The sequence below is a fragment of the Roseovarius sp. genome (assembly GCF_030373445.1).
Taxonomy (GTDB): domain Bacteria; phylum Pseudomonadota; class Alphaproteobacteria; order Rhodobacterales; family Rhodobacteraceae; genus Roseovarius.
Map to the genome: position 1 here is coordinate 36,071 of NZ_JAUCYU010000015.1, position 18,426 is coordinate 54,496.

Annotated in this window: 17 protein-coding genes; 9 read left to right on the forward strand and 8 right to left on the reverse strand. The window is 67.3% G+C overall.

Annotation, left to right across the window (positions count from 1 at the left end; genetic code table 11):
- Positions 1 to 38: 38 nt before the first annotated feature.
- The 8 genes from QUV18_RS21805 to tldD form a co-directional block, all read right to left on the reverse strand.
- Entirely contained in the window at positions 39 to 665 is a 627-nt protein-coding gene (locus tag QUV18_RS21805; protein WP_300896273.1) for a CoA transferase subunit B, read from the reverse strand.
- A 2-nt stretch (positions 666 to 667) separates the two neighbouring features.
- Positions 668 to 1,363, reverse strand: coding sequence for a CoA transferase subunit A (locus tag QUV18_RS21810; RefSeq protein ID WP_300896274.1), 696 nt, complete (start codon positions 1,361 to 1,363; stop codon positions 668 to 670).
- Between the two features lie 294 nt (positions 1,364 to 1,657).
- Positions 1,658 to 2,230, reverse strand: a complete 573-nt coding sequence (locus QUV18_RS21815) for a L,D-transpeptidase (protein WP_300896275.1) — start codon at positions 2,228 to 2,230, stop codon at positions 1,658 to 1,660.
- Between the two features lie 139 nt (positions 2,231 to 2,369).
- A complete protein-coding gene (gene topA / locus QUV18_RS21820) occupies positions 2,370 to 4,910 on the reverse strand; it encodes a type I DNA topoisomerase (RefSeq protein WP_300896276.1) in 2,541 nt (846 codons plus the stop codon).
- Between the two features lie 118 nt (positions 4,911 to 5,028).
- Entirely contained in the window at positions 5,029 to 7,008 is a 1,980-nt protein-coding gene (locus tag QUV18_RS21825; protein ID WP_300896277.1) for an acyltransferase family protein, read from the reverse strand.
- 156 nt (positions 7,009 to 7,164) lie between these two features.
- Positions 7,165 to 8,391, reverse strand: coding sequence for a DNA-processing protein DprA (gene dprA, locus QUV18_RS21830; protein ID WP_300896278.1), 1,227 nt, complete (start codon positions 8,389 to 8,391; stop codon positions 7,165 to 7,167).
- Between the two features lie 121 nt (positions 8,392 to 8,512).
- Positions 8,513 to 9,328 carry a class I SAM-dependent methyltransferase gene (locus QUV18_RS21835; RefSeq protein ID WP_300896279.1) on the reverse strand — a complete coding sequence of 272 codons (816 nt, stop codon included), beginning with the start codon at positions 9,326 to 9,328 and terminating at the stop codon, positions 8,513 to 8,515.
- Between the two features lie 14 nt (positions 9,329 to 9,342).
- Positions 9,343 to 10,764, reverse strand: a complete 1,422-nt coding sequence (gene tldD / locus QUV18_RS21840; RefSeq protein ID WP_300896280.1) for a metalloprotease TldD — start codon at positions 10,762 to 10,764, stop codon at positions 9,343 to 9,345.
- 190 nt (positions 10,765 to 10,954) lie between these two features.
- Here tldD and coxB point away from each other — a divergent pair, with 190 nt between their 5' ends.
- From coxB to QUV18_RS21885, 9 genes are all read left to right on the forward strand, one after another.
- Positions 10,955 to 11,800 (forward strand): cytochrome c oxidase subunit II, encoded by an 846-nt coding sequence (gene coxB / locus QUV18_RS21845; protein ID WP_300896281.1) that lies wholly within the window; start codon positions 10,955 to 10,957, stop codon positions 11,798 to 11,800.
- Between the two features lie 77 nt (positions 11,801 to 11,877).
- Positions 11,878 to 12,819, forward strand: coding sequence for a heme o synthase (cyoE, locus tag QUV18_RS21850; protein ID WP_300896282.1), 942 nt, complete (start codon positions 11,878 to 11,880; stop codon positions 12,817 to 12,819).
- Positions 12,819 to 12,980 (forward strand): hypothetical protein, encoded by a 162-nt coding sequence (locus QUV18_RS21855; protein WP_300896283.1) that lies wholly within the window; start codon positions 12,819 to 12,821, stop codon positions 12,978 to 12,980. Before cyoE ends, QUV18_RS21855 begins: the two co-directional genes overlap by 1 nt.
- Complete coding sequence (locus tag QUV18_RS21860) at positions 12,980 to 13,561, forward strand: cytochrome c oxidase assembly protein (protein WP_300896284.1); 582 nt, start codon at positions 12,980 to 12,982, stop codon at positions 13,559 to 13,561. Before QUV18_RS21855 ends, QUV18_RS21860 begins: the two co-directional genes overlap by 1 nt.
- A gap of 27 nt (positions 13,562 to 13,588) precedes the next feature.
- Complete coding sequence (locus tag QUV18_RS21865) at positions 13,589 to 14,395, forward strand: cytochrome c oxidase subunit 3 (RefSeq protein WP_300896285.1); 807 nt, start codon at positions 13,589 to 13,591, stop codon at positions 14,393 to 14,395.
- A gap of 88 nt (positions 14,396 to 14,483) precedes the next feature.
- Positions 14,484 to 15,167: an SURF1 family protein gene (locus QUV18_RS21870; protein ID WP_300896286.1), complete on the forward strand. Its 684-nt coding sequence runs from the start codon at positions 14,484 to 14,486 to the stop codon at positions 15,165 to 15,167.
- A complete protein-coding gene (gene thrC / locus QUV18_RS21875) occupies positions 15,164 to 16,552 on the forward strand; it encodes a threonine synthase (protein WP_300896287.1) in 1,389 nt (462 codons plus the stop codon). Before QUV18_RS21870 ends, thrC begins: the two co-directional genes overlap by 4 nt.
- Entirely contained in the window at positions 16,549 to 17,811 is a 1,263-nt protein-coding gene (locus QUV18_RS21880; RefSeq protein ID WP_300896288.1) for a pitrilysin family protein, read from the forward strand. The genes thrC and QUV18_RS21880 overlap by 4 nt, the downstream gene beginning before the upstream one ends.
- A complete protein-coding gene (locus QUV18_RS21885) occupies positions 17,811 to 18,395 on the forward strand; it encodes a GNAT family protein (protein ID WP_300896289.1) in 585 nt (194 codons plus the stop codon). Before QUV18_RS21880 ends, QUV18_RS21885 begins: the two co-directional genes overlap by 1 nt.
- The last annotated feature ends 31 nt before the right edge of the window (positions 18,396 to 18,426 follow it).

Here is an 18,426-nt window from a genome sequence, read left to right on the forward strand (position 1 = left end):
GACGCGCCCCGGGCCAAGCCCGGGGCGCCCGTTTCGTTTCAGACGATTGTCGCCTCGGTCTTCTCGATGATCTCCTCGCGGGTGACGTCGGGGGCGCATTCCACGATGGTCAGGCCGCCCTCGGTCACGTCGAGCACGCCGAGGTTGGTGATGATCCGGTTGACCACCCCGGTGCCGGTGAGCGGCAGGGTGCACTCCTTCAGGAGCTTCGTCTCGCCCGCCTTGTTGGTGTGGTCCATGACCACGATCACGCGGCGCACGCCGGCGACGAGGTCCATCGCGCCGCCCATGCCCTTGACCAGCTTGCCGGGGATCATCCAGTTCGCGAGGTCACCGTTCTCGGCTACTTCCATGGCGCCGAGGATCGCCATGGCGATCTTGCCGCCGCGGATCATGCCGAAGCTCATGGCGCTGTCGAAGTACGAGGTGTGCGGCAGTTCGGTGATGGTCTGCTTGCCGGCGTTGATCAGGTCGGGGTCTTCCGAGCCCGCCACCGGGAAGGGGCCCATGCCCAGCATGCCGTTTTCCGATTGCAGCGTCACGTGGACGCCTTCGGGAATGTAGTTCGGCACGAGCGTGGGGATGCCGATGCCGAGATTGACATAGGTGCCGTCTTCCAGCTCCTGTGCGGCGCGTGCCGCCATCTGATTGCGATCCCAGGGCATGATCAGGCCTCCCTCACGGTACGTTGTTCGATGCGCTTCTCGTGCTCGCCCTGGATCAGGCGGTGCACGTAGATGCCCGGCAGGTGGATGTGATCGGGGTCGAGCTCGCCGGGTTTGACGATCTCTTCCACTTCCATGATGCAGGTCTTGCCGCACATCGCCGCCGGCGGGTTGAAGTTGCGGGCGGTCTTGCGGAAGATGCAGTTGCCCGTTTCATCCGCCTTCCATGCCTTGACGATGGAGATGTCCGCGAAGATGCCGCGTTCGAGGATGTAGGTTTCGCCGTCGAAATCCTTGTGCTCCTTGCCCTCGGCGATCTGGGTGCCGACGCCGGTCTTGGTGTAGAAGCCGGGGATGCCGGCGCCGCCGGCGCGCATGCGCTCGGCCAGGGTACCTTGCGGGTTGAATTCGAGCTCGAGCTCGCCGCCGAGGTACTGGCGCATGAATTCCTTGTTCTCGCCCACGTAGGACGACATCATCTTCTTGACCTGCCGCGTCTGCAGCAGCAGGCCGAGGCCGAAATCATCGACGCCCGCGTTGTTCGAGGCAACGGTGAGATCCTTGACGCCGGATTTCTGGATGGCGTCGATCAGCAGTTCGGGGATGCCGCACAGGCCGAAGCCGCCCGCGGCGATCAGCATCCCGTCTTGGAGAAGCCCGTCCAGCGCGTCGGCGGCGGACCCGTAGATCTTGCTCATGAAATGAACCCTCCTGTCATTCGGCCCCGATATGACGGAGCGGGCGGGAGAGAGTCAACGGCTGGGCCCGGAAGAGGGGGTGGAATAGGGTTTCTACGTAATAGAGGTACGCACTTGGTTTGCTCCGCCGGGCGAGCGCCAGCCCGTGGGGAGGCGCTCGCCCGGCGCCACGCCATGGCGCGGCTTGATTCCGGGCGTGTGTCTGGCCGAGAGGGAAGGGGTGCTCGTTTCCGTGTCCGCCACTCGCGGCACCCGAGGCCCCGGGTCAGGCCCGGGGCGGGTATCAGACCTGCGTCAGATGATCCGCACCTTCGTGCCCACCGGGGAGATGCCGTAGAGCTCTTCGATCATCTCGTTGTAGAGCCCGATGCAGCCGTCCGAGGAGCGGCGGCCGATCTTGCGGGTGTCGTGGGTGCCGTGGATCAGGTAGGCGGGCCAGTCGAGATACATGGCGTGGGTGCCGAGCGGGTTGTCGGGACCCGGCGGCATGTATTTCAGATCGGGGTTGCGTTCGACCATGCTGGGGGTCGGGGTCCAGTCGGGGCCGACCTTCTTGCGCACGATCTCGGTGAAGCCGCGCTTGGTCAATTCGTCGGTCATCGGCACGGAAGTGGGGTAGATGCGGTAATCCTCGCCCGCGCCGTTCCAGTAGTGGAGTGCGCGCGAGACGGTGTCGGCGATGATGTAGGCCGGCGCGCCAGGGTCGAAATGGTCGCGCCAGTCCTTCTGCTCGAACGACGAGATGTTGCGGCGCACGCCGGGTTCGGCCGGGAGTTGCTCCTGCTCCTGCGCGAGGGCAGGGGTGACGATGGTCGTGGCGATGCCCGAAAGGACCAGGGTGCGGCGGGTGAGGGTGTGGCGGGGCATCTTGCGTGCTCCTTCTGCTCGAGGGTGTTTCGGGCAGATGTGCCACGGCCCCGCGCGGCGCGGAAGCCAACGGGCCGTCACAAGCGCGTGAGCCGCCCCGAAAACGGGGCGGCTGCGTGCCGGGTGCATCGATATAGGGCTATTTCCCGGCGGCGGCCTTCTTGGCCGGGGCTTTCTTCTTGGCGGGCGCCTTGCCTTTGCCCTTGCCCTTCTTGGCGGCCTTCTCGGCGATGAGTTCGACGGCCATTTCCATGGTGACGTCATCGGGCTCTGTGCCCTTGGGCAGGGTGGCATTGACCTTGTCCCACTTGACGTAGGGCCCGTAGCGGCCATCCATCACGTTCACCGGACCGCCGCTTTCGGGGTGTTCGCCCAGCTCCTTGAGCGGCTTGGCGGCGGCGCGGCCCTGGCCGCGGCTGGCGGCCTTCTGGGCCAGCACCTCGACCGCGCGGTTCATGCCGATGGTGAAGACCTCCTCGACCTCCTTGAGGTTGGCGTAGAGGCGGCCGTGCTTGACGTAAGGCCCGTAGCGGCCGATGCCGGCCTCGACCGGTTCGCCGTCGTCGGGGTGGGGGCCGACCTCCCTGGGCAAGCTGAGAAGGGTCAGGGCCTTCTCGAGCGTCATGTCGTCGGGGCTCCAGCCCTTGGGGAGGCTGGCGCGGGGCGGTTTCTTGTTGTCCTCGGTGACTTCGCCGCGCTGGACGTAAGGCCCGAAGCGGCCCGAGCGCAGGCTGATCTCGTCGCCATTGTCTTCGCCCAGCACACGGTCGCCCGCCTCGCCCGCGTCGCCCGAGATCGGGCGGGTGTAGCGGCATTCGGGGTAGCGCGAGCAGCCCACGAAGCCGCCCGAGCGGGAGGGTTTGAGGTGCAGCTGCCCCTCGCCGCAGAGCGGGCAGGCGCGCGGGTCGGTGCCGTCGTCGCGGGGCGGGTAGAGCATGGGCGCGAGCGCCTCGTCGAGCTTGTCGATCACCTCGGCGGTGCGCAGCTCGGAGGTTTCGGCGATGGCCGCCGAGAAGTCGCGCCAGAACTCGGCCAGCACCTTCTTGTAGTCGGCATCGCCCGCGCTGATCACATCGAGCTCTTCCTCGAGATTGGCGGTGAACTCGTAACCCACGTATTTGCGGAAGAAGTTCAGCAGGAAGATCGTGACGATGCGGCCCTTGTCCTCGGGGATGAGGCGGTTCTTGTCCTTGCGGACATATTCGCGGTCCTGGATCGTGGTGACGATCGAGGCATAGGTGGAGGGGCGGCCGATGCCCAGTTCTTCCATCTTCTTCACCAGTGTCGCCTCGGTATAGCGGGGCGGGGGCTGGGTGAAGTGCTGTTCGGGGGTGACGCCGCGCTTCTCGGCCTTGTCGCCCTGGTCGATCTGGGGCAGGCGATTGTCGTCGTCATCCTCCGACCCGGTGTCGTCGCGGCCTTCCTCGTAGACCTTGAGGAAGCCGTCGAAGAGCACGACCTGGCCGGTGGCGCGGAGGCCCACCTGGCCATCGGCGCTTTCGATCTCGACCGTGGTGCGTTCGAGCCGGGCGGCGGCCATCTGGCAGGCCAGCGTGCGTTTCCAGATCAGGTCGTAGAGCTTGCGCTGGTCGGCGTCGGAAATCTTCACCTGGCTGGCGTCGCGCGTCATGTCGGTGGGCCGGATGCACTCGTGCGCTTCCTGCGCGTTCTTGGCCTTGTTCTTGTACATGCGCGGGCTGTCGGGGACATACTCGGCGCCGTAGCGATCGGCGATGGCGTCGCGGGCGGCGTGCACGGCCTCGGGGGCCATGTCGATGCCGTCGGTCCGCATGTAGGTGATGAGGCCAGCCTCGTAGAGCCGTTGGGCCGCGCTCATGGTCTGGCGGGCGCCCATGCCGAACTTGCGGCTGGCCTCCTGCTGCAGCGTGGAGGTCATGAAGGGGGCCGACGGGTTGCGCGAGGTGGGCTTGGCCTCGACGCCCGAGATCGTCAGGTCGCGGCTGGTGATGGCCTGGACCGCCAGTTCGGCCTGGGTCTGGTCGGGGATGTCGTAGCGGTCGAGCTTCTTGCCGGCCCAGCTGACCAGCCGCGCCTCGAATTCCTTGCCGCGGGGCGTGGCGAGGAGGGCCTTGACCGACCAGTATTCGCGGGGCTGGAACGCCTCGATCTCCATCTCGCGCTCGACGATGAGGCGGAGGCAGACCGATTGTACCCGACCGGCCGAGCGGGCGCCGGGCAGTTTGCGCCAGAGCACGGGCGAAAGGTTGAAGCCCACGAGGTAGTCGAGCGCGCGGCGGGCGAGGTAGGCCTCGACCAGCGGTGCGTCGACCTCGCGGGGGTTCTTCATCGCCTCGGTGACGGCGGACTTGGTGATGGCGTTGAAGACCACGCGGCTGACCGGCGTGTCCTTCTTGAGGGCCTTGCGCTTGCGCAGCGCTTCCTCGAGGTGCCAGCTGATCGCCTCGCCTTCGCGGTCGGGGTCGGTGGCGAGGATCAGGGCGTTGTCGTCCTTGAGCGCGTCGGCAATGGCCTTGACGTGCTTGCGGCTGTCAGCGCCGATCTCCCATGTCATGTCGAAGCCGTTCTCGGGGTCGACCGAGCCGTCCTTGGCGGGCAGGTCGCGGACATGGCCGTAGGACGCCAGAACCGTGTAGTCGGACCCCAGGTACTTGTTGATGGTCTTGGCCTTGGCCGGGGATTCGACGACGACAACTGGCATGAAAACTCCTTTCGACTCGGGGGTCGCTTATGGCGGGGCAACATGTGGGCTGGCAAGCGGGAATGTCAATGAGGCCCGGATGCGGGGCCGCGGCGGGCCGCCGCCGGTGCCGTTTCTTTCAGCCGTCGGGCGCGAGCAGGGTGCGGCGCAGGAGGTCTTCGGCGGCAGGGGTGAGGCGGAGGGCGCCCTGGTGGCTGAGGTGGTCGCCGTCGCGGAAGAGGAGGGTGTCGCCGTCGTAGAGCGGGCAGATCTCGGGGCCGCAGACGGCGTCGAGGATGGGTTCGAAGAGGATCTGCTCCTGCGCCGCGGCGAGCCGTTCGAAGGCCGGGGCGTAGCTGGCGCGCTGGGCGTCGGCCTCGGACCGGGGCAGGCCGAGCGTGACCTCGTGGCCGAAGAGCAGGCGACGGGCCTGGGTTGGAAGATGGAGCGCGTCGCCCGCGGGCACGTCGTCGAGGAGCACGATCCGGCGGCCGGGCAGGCGCCGGGCCAGGCGGCGCAGGCCGTTGAGGGTGGCGGTGGCGTTGTAGGCGCTGCCCTGGCCCTCGTAGCCGTCATCGACCCAGACATCGCCCGAGGTGCGATAGGTGTAGCCGGTCATCTGGTGCTGCCAGAAGGCGGTGATGTAGACGGTGCGGATATGCGGCCTTGCGTCGAGGAAGGCGATGAAGGCTTCGACCTGGTCGCGCAGCTCGGGGTAGCCGGGCTTGCGCACCCCGGCGAGCGGGCGGAAGCCGGGATAGGTGTAGTGGAAGCCCGCGACGCCCAGGTTTTCGGCGGCCTCGAAGATGGCGGGCGACAGGGCGAAGGCGTGGCTGTCGCCGGCGAAGACGAAGCTGGCGCGGGTGTCGGGCGCGCCGCGGCGGCACACGTCGCCCGCGTCGGCGCGGGCGGCGGTGACGAAGTGGCAGTCGATGCGGGGCTGCATCAGGGGGCCGGTTTCGGTGAGTTCGAGGAAGTCGGGCGGCATGCGCGCGGGCAGCCCGTCGCGGTGGACGGTATAGGCGGCGACGGCGAGGGTGGCGACCGTGGCGGTGGCTGCGGCGGCGAAGACGGCGCCGCGCGAGAGGCGGGCGCGGTTGCGGAAGGGCTGTTCGACGAGGCGCCAGGAGAGGGCCGAGAGGACGAGGGAGAGCGCAAGGCAGGACAACCCTTCGGCGGTCGAGAGGTCTTCGCCCTTGCGGTAGACGGCGAAGGCGATGATCGGCCAGTGCCAGAGGTAGAGGGAATAGGACAGCTTGCCGATCCAGACCATCGGCGGCAGCGCGAGGAGGCGCGCGGCGGGGGCGCGGGCGTTGGTGCCGGACCATATGACCAGCGCGGCGCCGAGACAGGGCAGGAGGGCGGCGGCCCCGGGGAAGCGGGTTTCGGGACCGTAGAGCAGGGTGGCGGCGGCGATCATCGCGAGGCCCGCGAGCCCGGCCGAACCGGTGAGCCAGGCGTGGCGGGCCGGGCGGTCGAGCCAGCCGCGGGCGGTGGCTAGCGCCAGGCCGGAGCCCAGCAGCAGTTCCCAGACACGGTAGTGTGGCAGGTAGAAAGCGGCCTCCGGCGCATCGGTTGCGCCCCGGACCGACAGGGCGAAGGAGAGGAGGCCTGCCAGCGCAAGCAGGATCGCCGGCGGGCGGTTGCGCCCGAGGAGGAGAACGAGCCACAGGAGGGGCGGGAAGAGGAGGTAGTACTGCTCCTCGACGCCGAGCGACCAGGTGTGCAGCAGCGGTTTGAGCTCGGCGGCCTGGGTGAAATAGCCTTCTTGCGTGTAGAACCAGATATTGGCGAGGAAACCGGCGGTCGAGGCCGCGCTTTTGGCATAGCTCACGAGGTCGGTGGGGGTCATCAGGACGAAGGCCGTCCCGGTGGTGGCGAGCAGGACGGTGAAGAGCGCCGGCAGGATGCGGCGGGCGCGGCGTTCGTAGAAGCCCAGGAGCGAGAAGCGCCTTGCATCCATCTCGTCCAGCAGGAGGGTGGTGATCAGGTAGCCGGAGATGACGAAGAAGACATCGACGCCGGTGAAACCGCCGGAGAGACCGAGGCCGGCGTGGAAGACGAGGACCGGCACCACCGCGACCGTGCGCAGACCGTCGATATCTGGGCGATATTGCAAGCGGGGTCTCCTGCCCGGGGGGCCCGGCAGGGTGCGGGCGGGCGTGCGGTTTCGTCCGCATCTTTTGCCCTCAAGCGGGAGGGGGGATCAAGCCCCCCTGTCTTCTGGCCGCGGGACGGCGGCGGCTTGCCAGCCCTTGCGGGCTGTCGCGCGGGCTCAGGCGCTGCGGGAGAGGAGGCCGCCGGGGTGGCGGATGACGCGGCCGTCGAGTTCCAGCTCGGTCAGGACCGGGGCGACGGCAGCGGCGGGGGCCGAGAGGTCACGGATCAGCTGATCCTCGGCCAGTGGGGTGGGGCCGAGGCGCTGGAGGATGTCGCGGTGAAGGATCTCGCTGTGCAGCTTCGCCGTGTCGCGCAGGCTGCGCTTGTCGGGGGGTGGCACGGCGTGGGCGGTATCCGGCCGGGTCAGTTCAGGCTGGGGAGCGTCAGGCTGGAGAGGCTGGGGGGAGACCGGGAGTTCGGGTGCGGCGGTTTCGGCCGGTTCGGTGGGGGCGGCCGGCAGCGCCTCGATCACGTCGGCGGCGTTGCGGACGAGTGTGGCGCCGTCGCGGATCAGCATGTTGCAGCCCGAGGCGCGGGCGTCGAACGGGTGGCCAGGCACGGCGACCACCTCGCGCCCCTGGTCGAGGGCGGTGCGGGCGGTGATGAGCGAGCCGGATTTCGCGGCCGCCTCGATTACCACCACCGCCTGGGCAAGCCCGCTGATGATGCGGTTGCGCGCGGGGAAGTGGCGGGCCTGCGGCACGAGGCCCATCGGCTGTTCCGAGAGGCGCAGACCGTGGGCGAGGAGGTCGTCGGCCAGCCGGGCGTTCTCGGCCGGGTAGATCACGTCGACCCCGCTGGCGAGCACGGCGATCGTGCCGTTTTCGCAGGCGGCGGTATGCGCGGCTGTGTCGATGCCGCGGGCGAGGCCGGAGACGACGATATACCCCGCCTCGGCCAGTTCCTTGGCCAGGGCCCGGGCCATGCGCAGGCCGAGAGAGGAGGCGTTGCGCGCCCCCACGAGGGCGATCATCGGGCGGGAGAGGGCCGAGAGGTCGCCCATGGCCCAGAGAAGCGGCGGGGCATCGGCGGTTTCGGCGAGCAGCCTGGGGTAGGTGTCGTCGCCGAGGGTGATCATGCGGGCGCCGGTGGCACGGGCGGTGGCCAGTTCGGCCTCGGCCACGCCGGCGGGACAGGGGGAGTAATCCTTCGCGCCAGAGGCGCGGGCGAGTTCGGGCAGCGCCTCGAGCGCGGCGGAGACCGATCCGTTCTCGGCCAGCAGGCGGTAGAAGGTCGACGGGCCGACCCGCCGTGAACGCAGCAAACGGAGCCACGATATCCGATCATCTTCCGTGGTGGGTGGGAGTGGGGGGTGAGTGGAAGGATGTGTATCCTCGGACATCGTGACTCCGCCTGCTTGCAAACCATGGGTAGCGCACGCAGGGTTAACGCCAAGTAAACCAAACAAAGAAATTTTGGAGAATCTTGTCTGCATCGCCGCTTTTTCGCGGTGGCGGGTGTATTCAGGCCTTGAGGCCCGTGGCGATCCACACCCTGTGCGGTATCCGGAGCGGGTCTTCGAGGTACTCGGCGCTCAGCAATTGTTCCAAAGCCGAATCGAACTTGGCGACTTCTGCCTCCGGCAAACTGGCCGCGACGCCGGCGCTGGCCCGGATGCGGCCTCGCCATGCGGCGTGGGAATAGGGCTGGTCGATGTCGAAGGAGGCGGTTTCGAGGCCGGTGAAGCCCGCGGTGGCGAGGTCGGTCAGCCATGCGGGGTAGAGCCCGGTGCCGTGGGCCCCGGCCCAGCCCGGGTTGTGGTCGAGGATCAACGCCTCGGTTGCGGCGACCACGTTGCCGGGCAGCGGCAACCAGTCGAAATGGGCGATGAGGCAGCGGCCGCCGGGGCGGAGGACGCGGGCGGCCTCGGATGCGGCGCGGGGCCGGTCGAACCAGTGCCAGCACTGGCCGGCGGTAACGAGGTCGAATGCGGTATCCTCGAAGGGCAGGGATTCGGCGGTGCCTTTCACATACCGGGTGGTGACGCCTGCCTCGGTGTCGAGCTGGACGGCCTGTGCCATCAGCTCGTCGGAGGGGTCGAGGGCCGTGGTCTCGAGCCCCATGCGGGCGAGGCCGCGGGCGAGTGTGCCGGTGCCGGTGCCGATATCGAGGGCGCGGGCCGGGAGCGTTGCGTAGCCGCGGGCGGCGAGGAGGTCGAAGAAGGCTTGCGGAAAGCCCGCGCGATGGGTCGCGTAATCGGCGGCGGTGCGGCCGAAGGAGACGCTGCCGCCGAAGGCGCGGAGGGCGTCGGGGTCTTGCGGGGCGTTGGGCTGCGACATGGGACGCGGCCCGCTCAGGCGGCCGAGCCGCCCACGGTCAGCCCGCCGATCATCACCGTCGGCTGGCCCACGCCGACCGGCACCCACTGGCCGGCCTTGCCGCAATTGCCCATGCCCGGGTCGAGCGCCATGTCGTTGCCGAGCGCGCGGATCTTCTGGAGCGCGGTGGCGCCGTCGCCGATCAGCGTGGCGCCCTTGACGGGCGCGCCGACCTTGCCGTTCTTCACGCGATAGGCCTCGGTGCAGGAGAAGACGAACTTGCCGTTGGTGATATCGACCTGGCCGCCGCCGAAGCCAACGGCATAGATACCGTCCTGCAGATCGGCGAGGATATCGGCCGGGTCGGCATCGCCGCCCAGCATGTAGGTGTTTGTCATCCGGGGCATCGGCGCGTGGGCGTAGGATTCGCGGCGGCCGTTGCCGGTGGGCTCGACCCCCATGAGGCGGGCGTTCTGGCGGTCCTGCATGAAGCCGACAAGGATGCCGTCCTCTATCAGCACGTTGCGGCGGCTGGGCGTGCCCTCGTCATCGACGGTGATCGAGCCGCGGCGGTCGAGGATGGTGCCGTCGTCGAGCACGGTGACGCCGGGGGCGGCGATGCGCTGGCCCATGAGGCCGGCGAAGGCGGAAGAGCCCTTGCGGTTGAAATCGCCCTCGAGGCCGTGGCCGATGGCCTCGTGCAGGAGGATGCCGGGCCAGCCGGGGCCGAGCACCACGTCCATGACGCCCGCGGGCGCCGGTTCGGCGCGGAGGTTGACGAGGGCGATACGGAGCGCTTCCTGCGTCTTGGCCTGCCAGTCGGCCGGGTCGAGCAGCCCGTCGAGCCCGAGCCGCCCGCCGCCGCCGGCGCCGCCGGATTCGCGGCGGCCGTCCTGTTCGACGATTACGCCCACGTTCAGGCGGGTCATCGGACGGATATCGGTCACCTCGGTGCCGTCGGGGCGGAGAATCACCACTTCCTGGTGCGAGGCGGCGATCGTGGCGCTGACCTGCACGACGCGCGGGTCGAGATCGCGGGCGAAGGCGTCGATCTCGCGCAGGGTTTCGAGCTTGACCGGGAAGGCGGCGCCGGCGATCGGGTCGTCTTCGGTATAAAGGTGCGTGTTGGTGCGGGCGGGCGGCGCGGACATGGTGCCGCCGCCGTCGCCCACGGCGAGGCGGGCGGTCTCGACCGCGCGGGTGAGCGCCCCTTCGGAAATGTCGGAAGAGTGGGCATAGCCTGCCACTTCGCCTCGCACGGCGCGCAGGCCAAAGCCTTCGGAGGCGTCGTAGGAGGCGGATTTCACCCGTCCGTCGTCGAAGACGATGGCCTCGGACCGGCGGCGCTCGAGAAACAGCTCGCCGTCATCGGCGCCGGCGGTCGCCTCGCCCAGCCGTTTCAGGGCGAGATCGCGGTCGAGGGCGGTCTCGAACGGGCGGAAAGGGGTGTCACTCATGGCGTTGTCCTTGTCACGGGGGGCGCGAAAACTTGATCTGAATCAAAAAAGCGTCCGTTTGCCGCAATGGTCTTTCTTGTCTGCGGGGGCAGAATATGGTTTTTACCGTCAGCGAACGAGGGGGCTGCCCTGCGGCCTGCCCAGAGATTTACTTATACACGACGAACGCTTCAACCGATCAGGGTGCAAAATGCGAAGACTTTCCAGCCTGCTGGCCGCCATGGCCGCAATGACCGCCTTCCCCGCCATCGCGCAGGAGGCGGCAGAGAACATCGGCAAGCCGCACGAGGGGGGCATCGGGTTCCAGGTCGCCGCGACCGAACTGGCGCGCGACATCCACTGGCTGGACGGCATGATCAACATCATCATCGCGGCGATCGTGGTGTTCGTCTGTGCGCTGCTGGCGATCTGCATCCTGCGTTACAACCGCAAGGCCAACCCTGAGCCGGCGAAATTCACCCACAACTCGCCGGTCGAGGTGGCGTGGACGATCATCCCGATCGTGATCCTGGTCTTCATCGGCGCGTTCTCGCTTCCGGTCCTGTTCAAGCAGCAGGAGATTCCCGAAGGCGACATCAATATCAAGGTGACCGGCTACCAGTGGTTCTGGGGCTACGAGTACGAAGACCACGATTTCGGCTTCGAGAGTTTCCTGCTGCCGCGCGAGGAACTTGAGGAGAACGGCTACAGCCCCGACGAGTACCTGCTGGCGACCGATACCGCCGTCGTGGTGCCGGTGGGCCAGACCGTGGTCATGCACGTGACCGGCGCCGACGTGATCCATTCCTGGACGATCCCGGCCTTTGGCGTGAAGCAGGACGCGGTGCCGGGCCGGACCGCCCGCCTGTGGTTCACCGCCGAGAAGGAAGGCACCTATTTCGGCCAGTGTTCGGAGCTTTGCGGCAAGGACCACGCCTATATGCCGATCACGGTCAAGGTCGTGAGCCAGGAGGAATACGACGAGTGGCTTGACGGCGCGATCGAGGAATACGCCGGCACGCCGCGGTCGGTCGACGTGGCCTCGGCCGCCGAGTGATGTGAGTTATTGGTGGGTTGGCATCCACCCTACGGGACGTGCGTAGGGTGGGCGAGACCCGCCATCCGGAGACCCAGATGAGCGACGCAAGCGTTTCAGCCAGCACATCGCAGACCGGCGAGGCCGGGTTCGGCGATTATTTCGCCCTGCTCAAGCCGCGGGTGATGACGCTGGTGGTGTTCACCGCCTTCGTCGGCCTCTACGCCGCGCCGGGTGCCGTGCACCCGGTGGTGGGCTTCGCCGCGATCCTGTTCATCGCCGTGGGCGGCGGCGCCTCGGGCGCGCTGAACATGTGGTGGGATGCCGATATCGACCGGGTGATGAAGCGCACCCGGAACCGGCCGATCCCGTCGGGTCGGATCACCGAATCCGAGGCGTTCGGCTTCGGCATGGCGCTGGCGGGCTTTGCCGTGGTGATGCTGGCGCTGGCCACGAACCTGCTGGCGGGGGCGCTGCTGGCCTTCACCATTTTCTTCTACGTGGTGATCTATTCCATGTGGCTGAAGCGCTGGACGCCGCAGAACATCGTGATCGGCGGGGCCGCCGGGGCGTTCCCCCCGATGATCGGCTGGGTCGCCGCCACTGGCAGCTTCAGCCTCGAATCGGTGCTGATGTTCGCGCTGATCTTCATGTGGACCCCGCCGCATTTCTGGGCGCTGGCGCTGTTCATGCGGTCGGATTACGACGATGCGGGCGTGCCGATGCTGACGGTGACCCACGGGCGCCGGGCGACGCGGGCGCATATCCTTGTCTATACCCTGCTGCTGGCCGCGCTGGCCGTGGGTGCGGGGTTCACCTCGATCGGCGGGCCGGTCTACCTGGCCACGGCCGTGGTGCTGAACGCGCTGTTCCTGAAAGGGGCCTGGGCAATCTGGCGGCGCGACGAGGGGGCGGCGGAGGCCGATGCCTACAAGGTGGAGCGGTCTTTCTTCAAGCTGTCGCTGCTCTATCTCTTTGCACATTTCGGAGCGATCGCGCTTGATACCGCGATGGCGCCGCTGGGCCTGGGAGGCTGGTGATGGCGTTGTCGAAACAGCATGACCTGCACAAGCGGCGCTTCTCGCGCAACCTTGGCCTTGGCCTTGTGCTGGCGGGGTTCGTGGCGCTGGTCTTCGGGCTGACCGTGGCGAAGGTGTCGACGGACGATTTCACCATGCCGATCAACGAGGTGGCGGACTGATGGCGATGGATGGCAACACCAAGACCGTGGTCAAGCTTGTCAGCGTGGTCGTGGTGATGGGCGGGCTGGCCTGGGCGTCGGTGCCGTTCTACGACTGGTTCTGTCGGGTCACCGGGTTCGGCGGCACCACCGGCACGGCGTCGGCGGGATCGCGCGAAATCCTCGACGAGACGATCAAGGTGCGTTTCTCGGCCTCGAAGGAGCGCGACATGCCGTGGGAATTCAAACCCATGCAGCGCGAGGTCGAGATCCGGCTGGGCGAGACGGGGCTGGCCTTCTTCGAGGCCTACAACCCCACCGACCGGCCCGTTGCGGGGCAGGCGGCCTATAACGTCACCCCCTACGAGGCGGGCGGGTTCTTCGACAAGATCGACTGTTTCTGCTTCACCGAGCAGGTGCTTCAGCCCGGCGAGCGGGTGGAGATGCCGGTGACCTATTTCGTTGATCCCGAAATCCTGCAGGATCGGGACGCGAAATATACCAACGTGATCACGCTTTCCTACACGTTCTACGAAATCGACCTCCCCGAAGAGCAGGCAGCGCTTGCGACGGACGGCGAAACAAGTACAACCACGAATTAAGACACGCTCTGGCGAGGGATACGCACCATGGCACATGAGAAAAACCACGACTACCACATCCTGAGCCCCTCGGCCTACCCGTTCATCGGCGCGGTCGCAGGGTTCGTCATGCTCTTTGGCGCCGTTCTCTTCTTCCACGGAAGCGGGCCCTGGGTGCTTCTGATGGGGACCGTGGGCGTGGCCTACACGATGTTCGGCTGGTGGGCCGAGACCATCAAGGAGAACCACGTGGGCGATCACACGCCCGTCGTGCGGATCGGCCTGCGTTACGGGTTCATCCTGTTCATCATGTCCGAGGTGATGTTCTTCTCGGCCTGGTTCTGGACCTTCTTCAAACATGCCATGTACCCGATGGACCCCGAGGGCGCGAGCCCGCTGGTCGAGGGTGTCTGGCCGCCCGCCGGGATCGAGACGTTCGACCCCTGGCACCTGCCGCTGATCAACACGCTGATCCTGCTGTGCTCGGGCGCGGCCTGTACCTGGGCCCACCACGCGCTGGTGCATGAAAACAACCGCGAAGACATGAAATGGGGCCTTGTCCTGTCCATCGCGCTGGGTGCGCTGTTCACCGTATTCCAGGTGTACGAGTACAGCCACGCGGCCTTTGGCTTCTCGGGCAACATCTACGGCGCCACCTTCTTCATGGCGACGGGCTTCCACGGGGCGCACGTGGTCATCGGGACGATCTTCCTGTTCGTCTGCCTGATGCGGGTGCTGCGGGGGCACTTCACCCCCGAGAACCACGTGGGGTTCGAGGCCGCGGCGTGGTACTGGCACTTCGTCGACGTGGTGTGGCTGTTCCTGTTCGCCGCCGTGTATATCTGGGGCGGCTGAGGCCGGCGTAAGGTGCGCGGAGGCGCACCCTGCACAAGATCCCTAGGGTGCGCTTGAGGCGCACCCTTTTCACTTGAGGACCCGGACCGTGCGTTTCATCCTTCCCCTGCTATTCGGTATCGCCGGTGTCGCTGTACTGGTGAGCCTTGGAGTCTGGCAGGTGCAGCGGCTGGCGTGGAAACAGGAGATCCTGGCCGAGATCGAGGCGAAGATCGCGGCCGAGCCCGTGGCGCTTCCGGAAAGCCCGGAGCAGGAGGCGGACAAGTACCTGCCGGTCGAGATGACCGGACGGTTCCAGCCGGGGCTGCTGCGGGTGCTGGTGAGCCAGAAGCACGTGGGGGCCGGGTATCGGATCATCTCGCCCTTCGAGACGGAGAAGGGGCGGCGGGTGCTGCTCGATCGGGGGTTCATCAAGATCGACGGCGAGATGCGCGCGCCGCCGACCGGGCCGGTCGAGGTGACCGGCAACCTGCACTGGCCCGATGACCGCAATTCCTCGACCCCCGAGAATGACCGGGCCGGGAACATGTGGTTTGCCCGTGACATCGGCCAGATGGCCGAGGTGTTCGAGACCGAGCCGCTGTTGGTGGTGGTACGGGAAATGTCGCCCGATGACACGGGCGCGACGCCTTTGCCGGTAGACACGAGCGGCATTCCCAACGATCACCTCGAATACGCGATCACGTGGTTTTCGCTGGCCGTTCTGTGGGCCGCGATGACCGGCCTGCTTATCTGGCGCATGCGCCAACCTGCAAAAGGTGCCGAGACATGAAGTATATCTCGACCCGGGGCAACGCCCCCGTTCTGAGTTTCGAGGAGGCGATGCTGACCGGGCTGGCCCGTGACGGCGGCCTCTACCTGCCCGAAAGCATTCCGCAGATGAGCCACGCGAATATCGCCGCGCTGGAGGGGGTGAGCTATGAAGAGGCCGCTTTTCGGGTGATGTGGCCCTTCCTTGGCGGGGCGTTCACCGAGGACGAGTTCCGTGGGATCATCGAGCGGGCCTATGCCGGGTTCGCCCATGATGCGCGGGCGCCCCTGGTGCAGCTCGGCTCGGGGCATTTCCTGCTGGAGCTGTTCCACGGGCCGACGCTGGCTTTCAAGGATTTCGCGATGCAGCTGATCGGGCAGCTCTTCGAGGCGTCGCTGACGCGGTCGGGGAACCGGGTGTGCATCGTGGGCGCCACGAGCGGCGACACCGGCAGCGCGGCGATCGAGGCGTTCCGGGGGCTGGAGGCGGTGGACGTGTTCATCCTGTTCCCGCATGGCCGGGTGTCGGAGGTGCAGCGCCGCCAGATGACGACACCGTCGGAGGACAACGTGCACGCGCTGTCGGTGACCGGGCATTTCGACGATTGCCAGGCGCGGGTGAAGGACATGTTCAACGACTTCGCCTTCCGTGACGCGGTGGGGCTGGCCGGGGTGAACTCGATCAACTGGGCGCGGGTGCTGGCGCAGGTGGTGTATTACTTTACCTCCGCGGTGTCCGTGGGTGCCCCGCACCGAAGTGTGAGTTTCACCGTTCCCACGGGGAATTTCGGGGATATCTTTGCCGGGTACATCGCGAAACGTATGGGCCTGCCGATCGACCGGCTGGTCGTGGCGACGAACCAGAACGACATTCTGCATCGCTGCCTGAGCGCCGGGGATTACACGCCCGATGGGGTGATCCCGTCGATCAGCCCGTCGATGGATATCCAGGTGAGCTCCAATTTCGAGCGGGCGCTCTACTATGCCTATGGCGAGGATGGGAATGCCGTGGGGCAGTTGATGGACGAGCTGAAGGCGGGCGGATTCAAGGTGAGCCAGGGCGCGCTGGAGGCGCTGCGGGAGAGCTTCGATTCCGGCAATTGCTCGGAGGAGGAGACGCGGGCGACGATTGCCCGGTTGTGGACCGGCACAGGCGAGTTGCTGTGCCCGCATTCCGCCGTGGGCGTGAAGGTGGCCGAGGAGCATCATGCGCCCGGCACGCCGATGATTACCCTGGCCACGGCGCACCCGGCCAAGTTCCCCGACGCGGTGGAAGAGGCCAGTGGCCTTCGACCCCCCTTGCCCTTGCATATGGCCGACCTGTATGACCGGTCAGAGCGTGTGACACGGGTCGAGAACGACCTTGCCGCCATCGAAGACATCATCAAGGACCGCACCGGCCATTGACCGTTAATCTCACGACCCTTCCGAACGGGTTCCGCATCGTCACCGAATACATGCCCGGCCTGCAATCGGCCGCCATCGGCGTGTGGGTTCTGGCCGGCGCCCGGCACGAGACCGCACCGCAGAACGGTATCGCGCATTTCCTCGAGCACATGGCGTTCAAGGGAACCGAGCGGCGCAGCTCGCTTCAGATCGCCGAGGCGATCGAGGATGTGGGCGGCTATATCAACGCCTATACCTCGCGCGAGGTGACGGCCTTCTATGCGCGGGTGCTGAAGGAGGACGTGTCGCTGGCGCTGGACGTGGTGGCGGACATCCTGCGCCAGCCGGTCTTTGACCAGCGCGAGATCGAGGTGGAGCGGGGCGTGATCCTGCAGGAGATCGGGCAGGCGCTGGACACGCCCGACGACATCATTTTCGACTGGCTGCAGGAGAAGGCCTATCCGGATCATCCGCTGGGCCGCACGATCCTGGGGGAAGAGGCGCGGGTGAAGGGGTTTTCGCGCGAGGACCTGACCGGCTTCGTCGAGCAGCATTACCGGCCCGGACAGATGATCCTGTCCGCCGCCGGGGCCGTGGACCATGACGCGCTGGTCCGCGATGCCGAGCGGTTCTTCGGCGACATGCGCGGCGACAATGCCGGGCCGGCGCCGACCGCGCGGTTCGAAGGCGGCGAGAGCCGCCGGGTGAAACAGCTGGAGCAGGCGCATTTCGCGCTGGCCTTCGAGAGCCCGAATTATACCGACCCCGGCGTTTACGCGGCGCAGATCTATTCCTGTGCCCTGGGGGGCTCGATGTCGTCGCGGCTGTTCCAGGAGATCCGCGAGCGGCGGGGGCTTTGTTACACGATCTTCGCGCAGGCCGGGGCCTATTCGGATACCGGGATGATGACGATCTATGCCGGCACCGCAGGCGCGCAGATGCAGGACCTGGCGCAGATCACCGTGGACGAGATGAAACGGGCGGCCGAAGACCTGAGCCCGGCGGAGCTTGAACGGGCCCGGGCGCAGATGAAGGCCGGGTTGCTGATGGGGCTGGAAAGCCCGTCGAACCGGGCCGAGCGGCTGGCGCGGATGATCCAGATCTGGGGAAGGGTGCCGGGGATCGACGAGGTGGTCGAGCGCATCGACGCCGTCACCCTGCCGGAGGTGCGGGCAATCGCCGAGACGACGATCACCAGGGCCCCCGCCGCCATGGCGCTTTACGGCCCGGTCGAGGAGGCGCCGACGCTGCAGGCGCTGCAGGAAAGGCGCGCGGCCTGATGTTTCTGCCGCGCCGGAAAACGCGGATCGAAACCGAACGCCTGACGCTGCGCCAGCCGCAGCTTTCCGATTTCCGCGAATGGTCGGCGCTGCGTGAACAGAGTGCCGATTTCCTGGTGCCGTGGGAGCCGCAATGGGCGAGCGATCACCTGTCGCGCAAGGGGTTCACCAACCGGGTGTACTGGGCGCAGCGGTCGATCTCGGCGGGCTCGGCGGTGCCGCTGTTCCTGATCCGGCGGGAGGACGAGGTGCTTCTGGGGGCGATCACACTGGACAATATCCGGCGGGGGCCGGCGCAATCGGGGACGCTGGGCTACTGGGTGGGCGCGCCATTCGCCCGGCAGGGCTACATGCGCGAGGCGATTTCCGGGATCGTGCATCACGCCTTCGAGCGGCTTGACCTGTCGCGGCTGGAGGCGGCGTGCCTGCCGGAGAACCAGGCCTCGCGGCGGTTGCTGGAGAAATGCGGCTTCAAGTACGAGGGCGTGGCCCAGAGCTATCTGCAGATCAACGGGCGGTGGCGGACGCATGTGCTGTACGCGGCTTTGCGGGCTGACCGGCGGGGGCGAACGGGGATCGGGTAGGGGTTGGGGGCGCTGCCCCCGACGTTGAAAT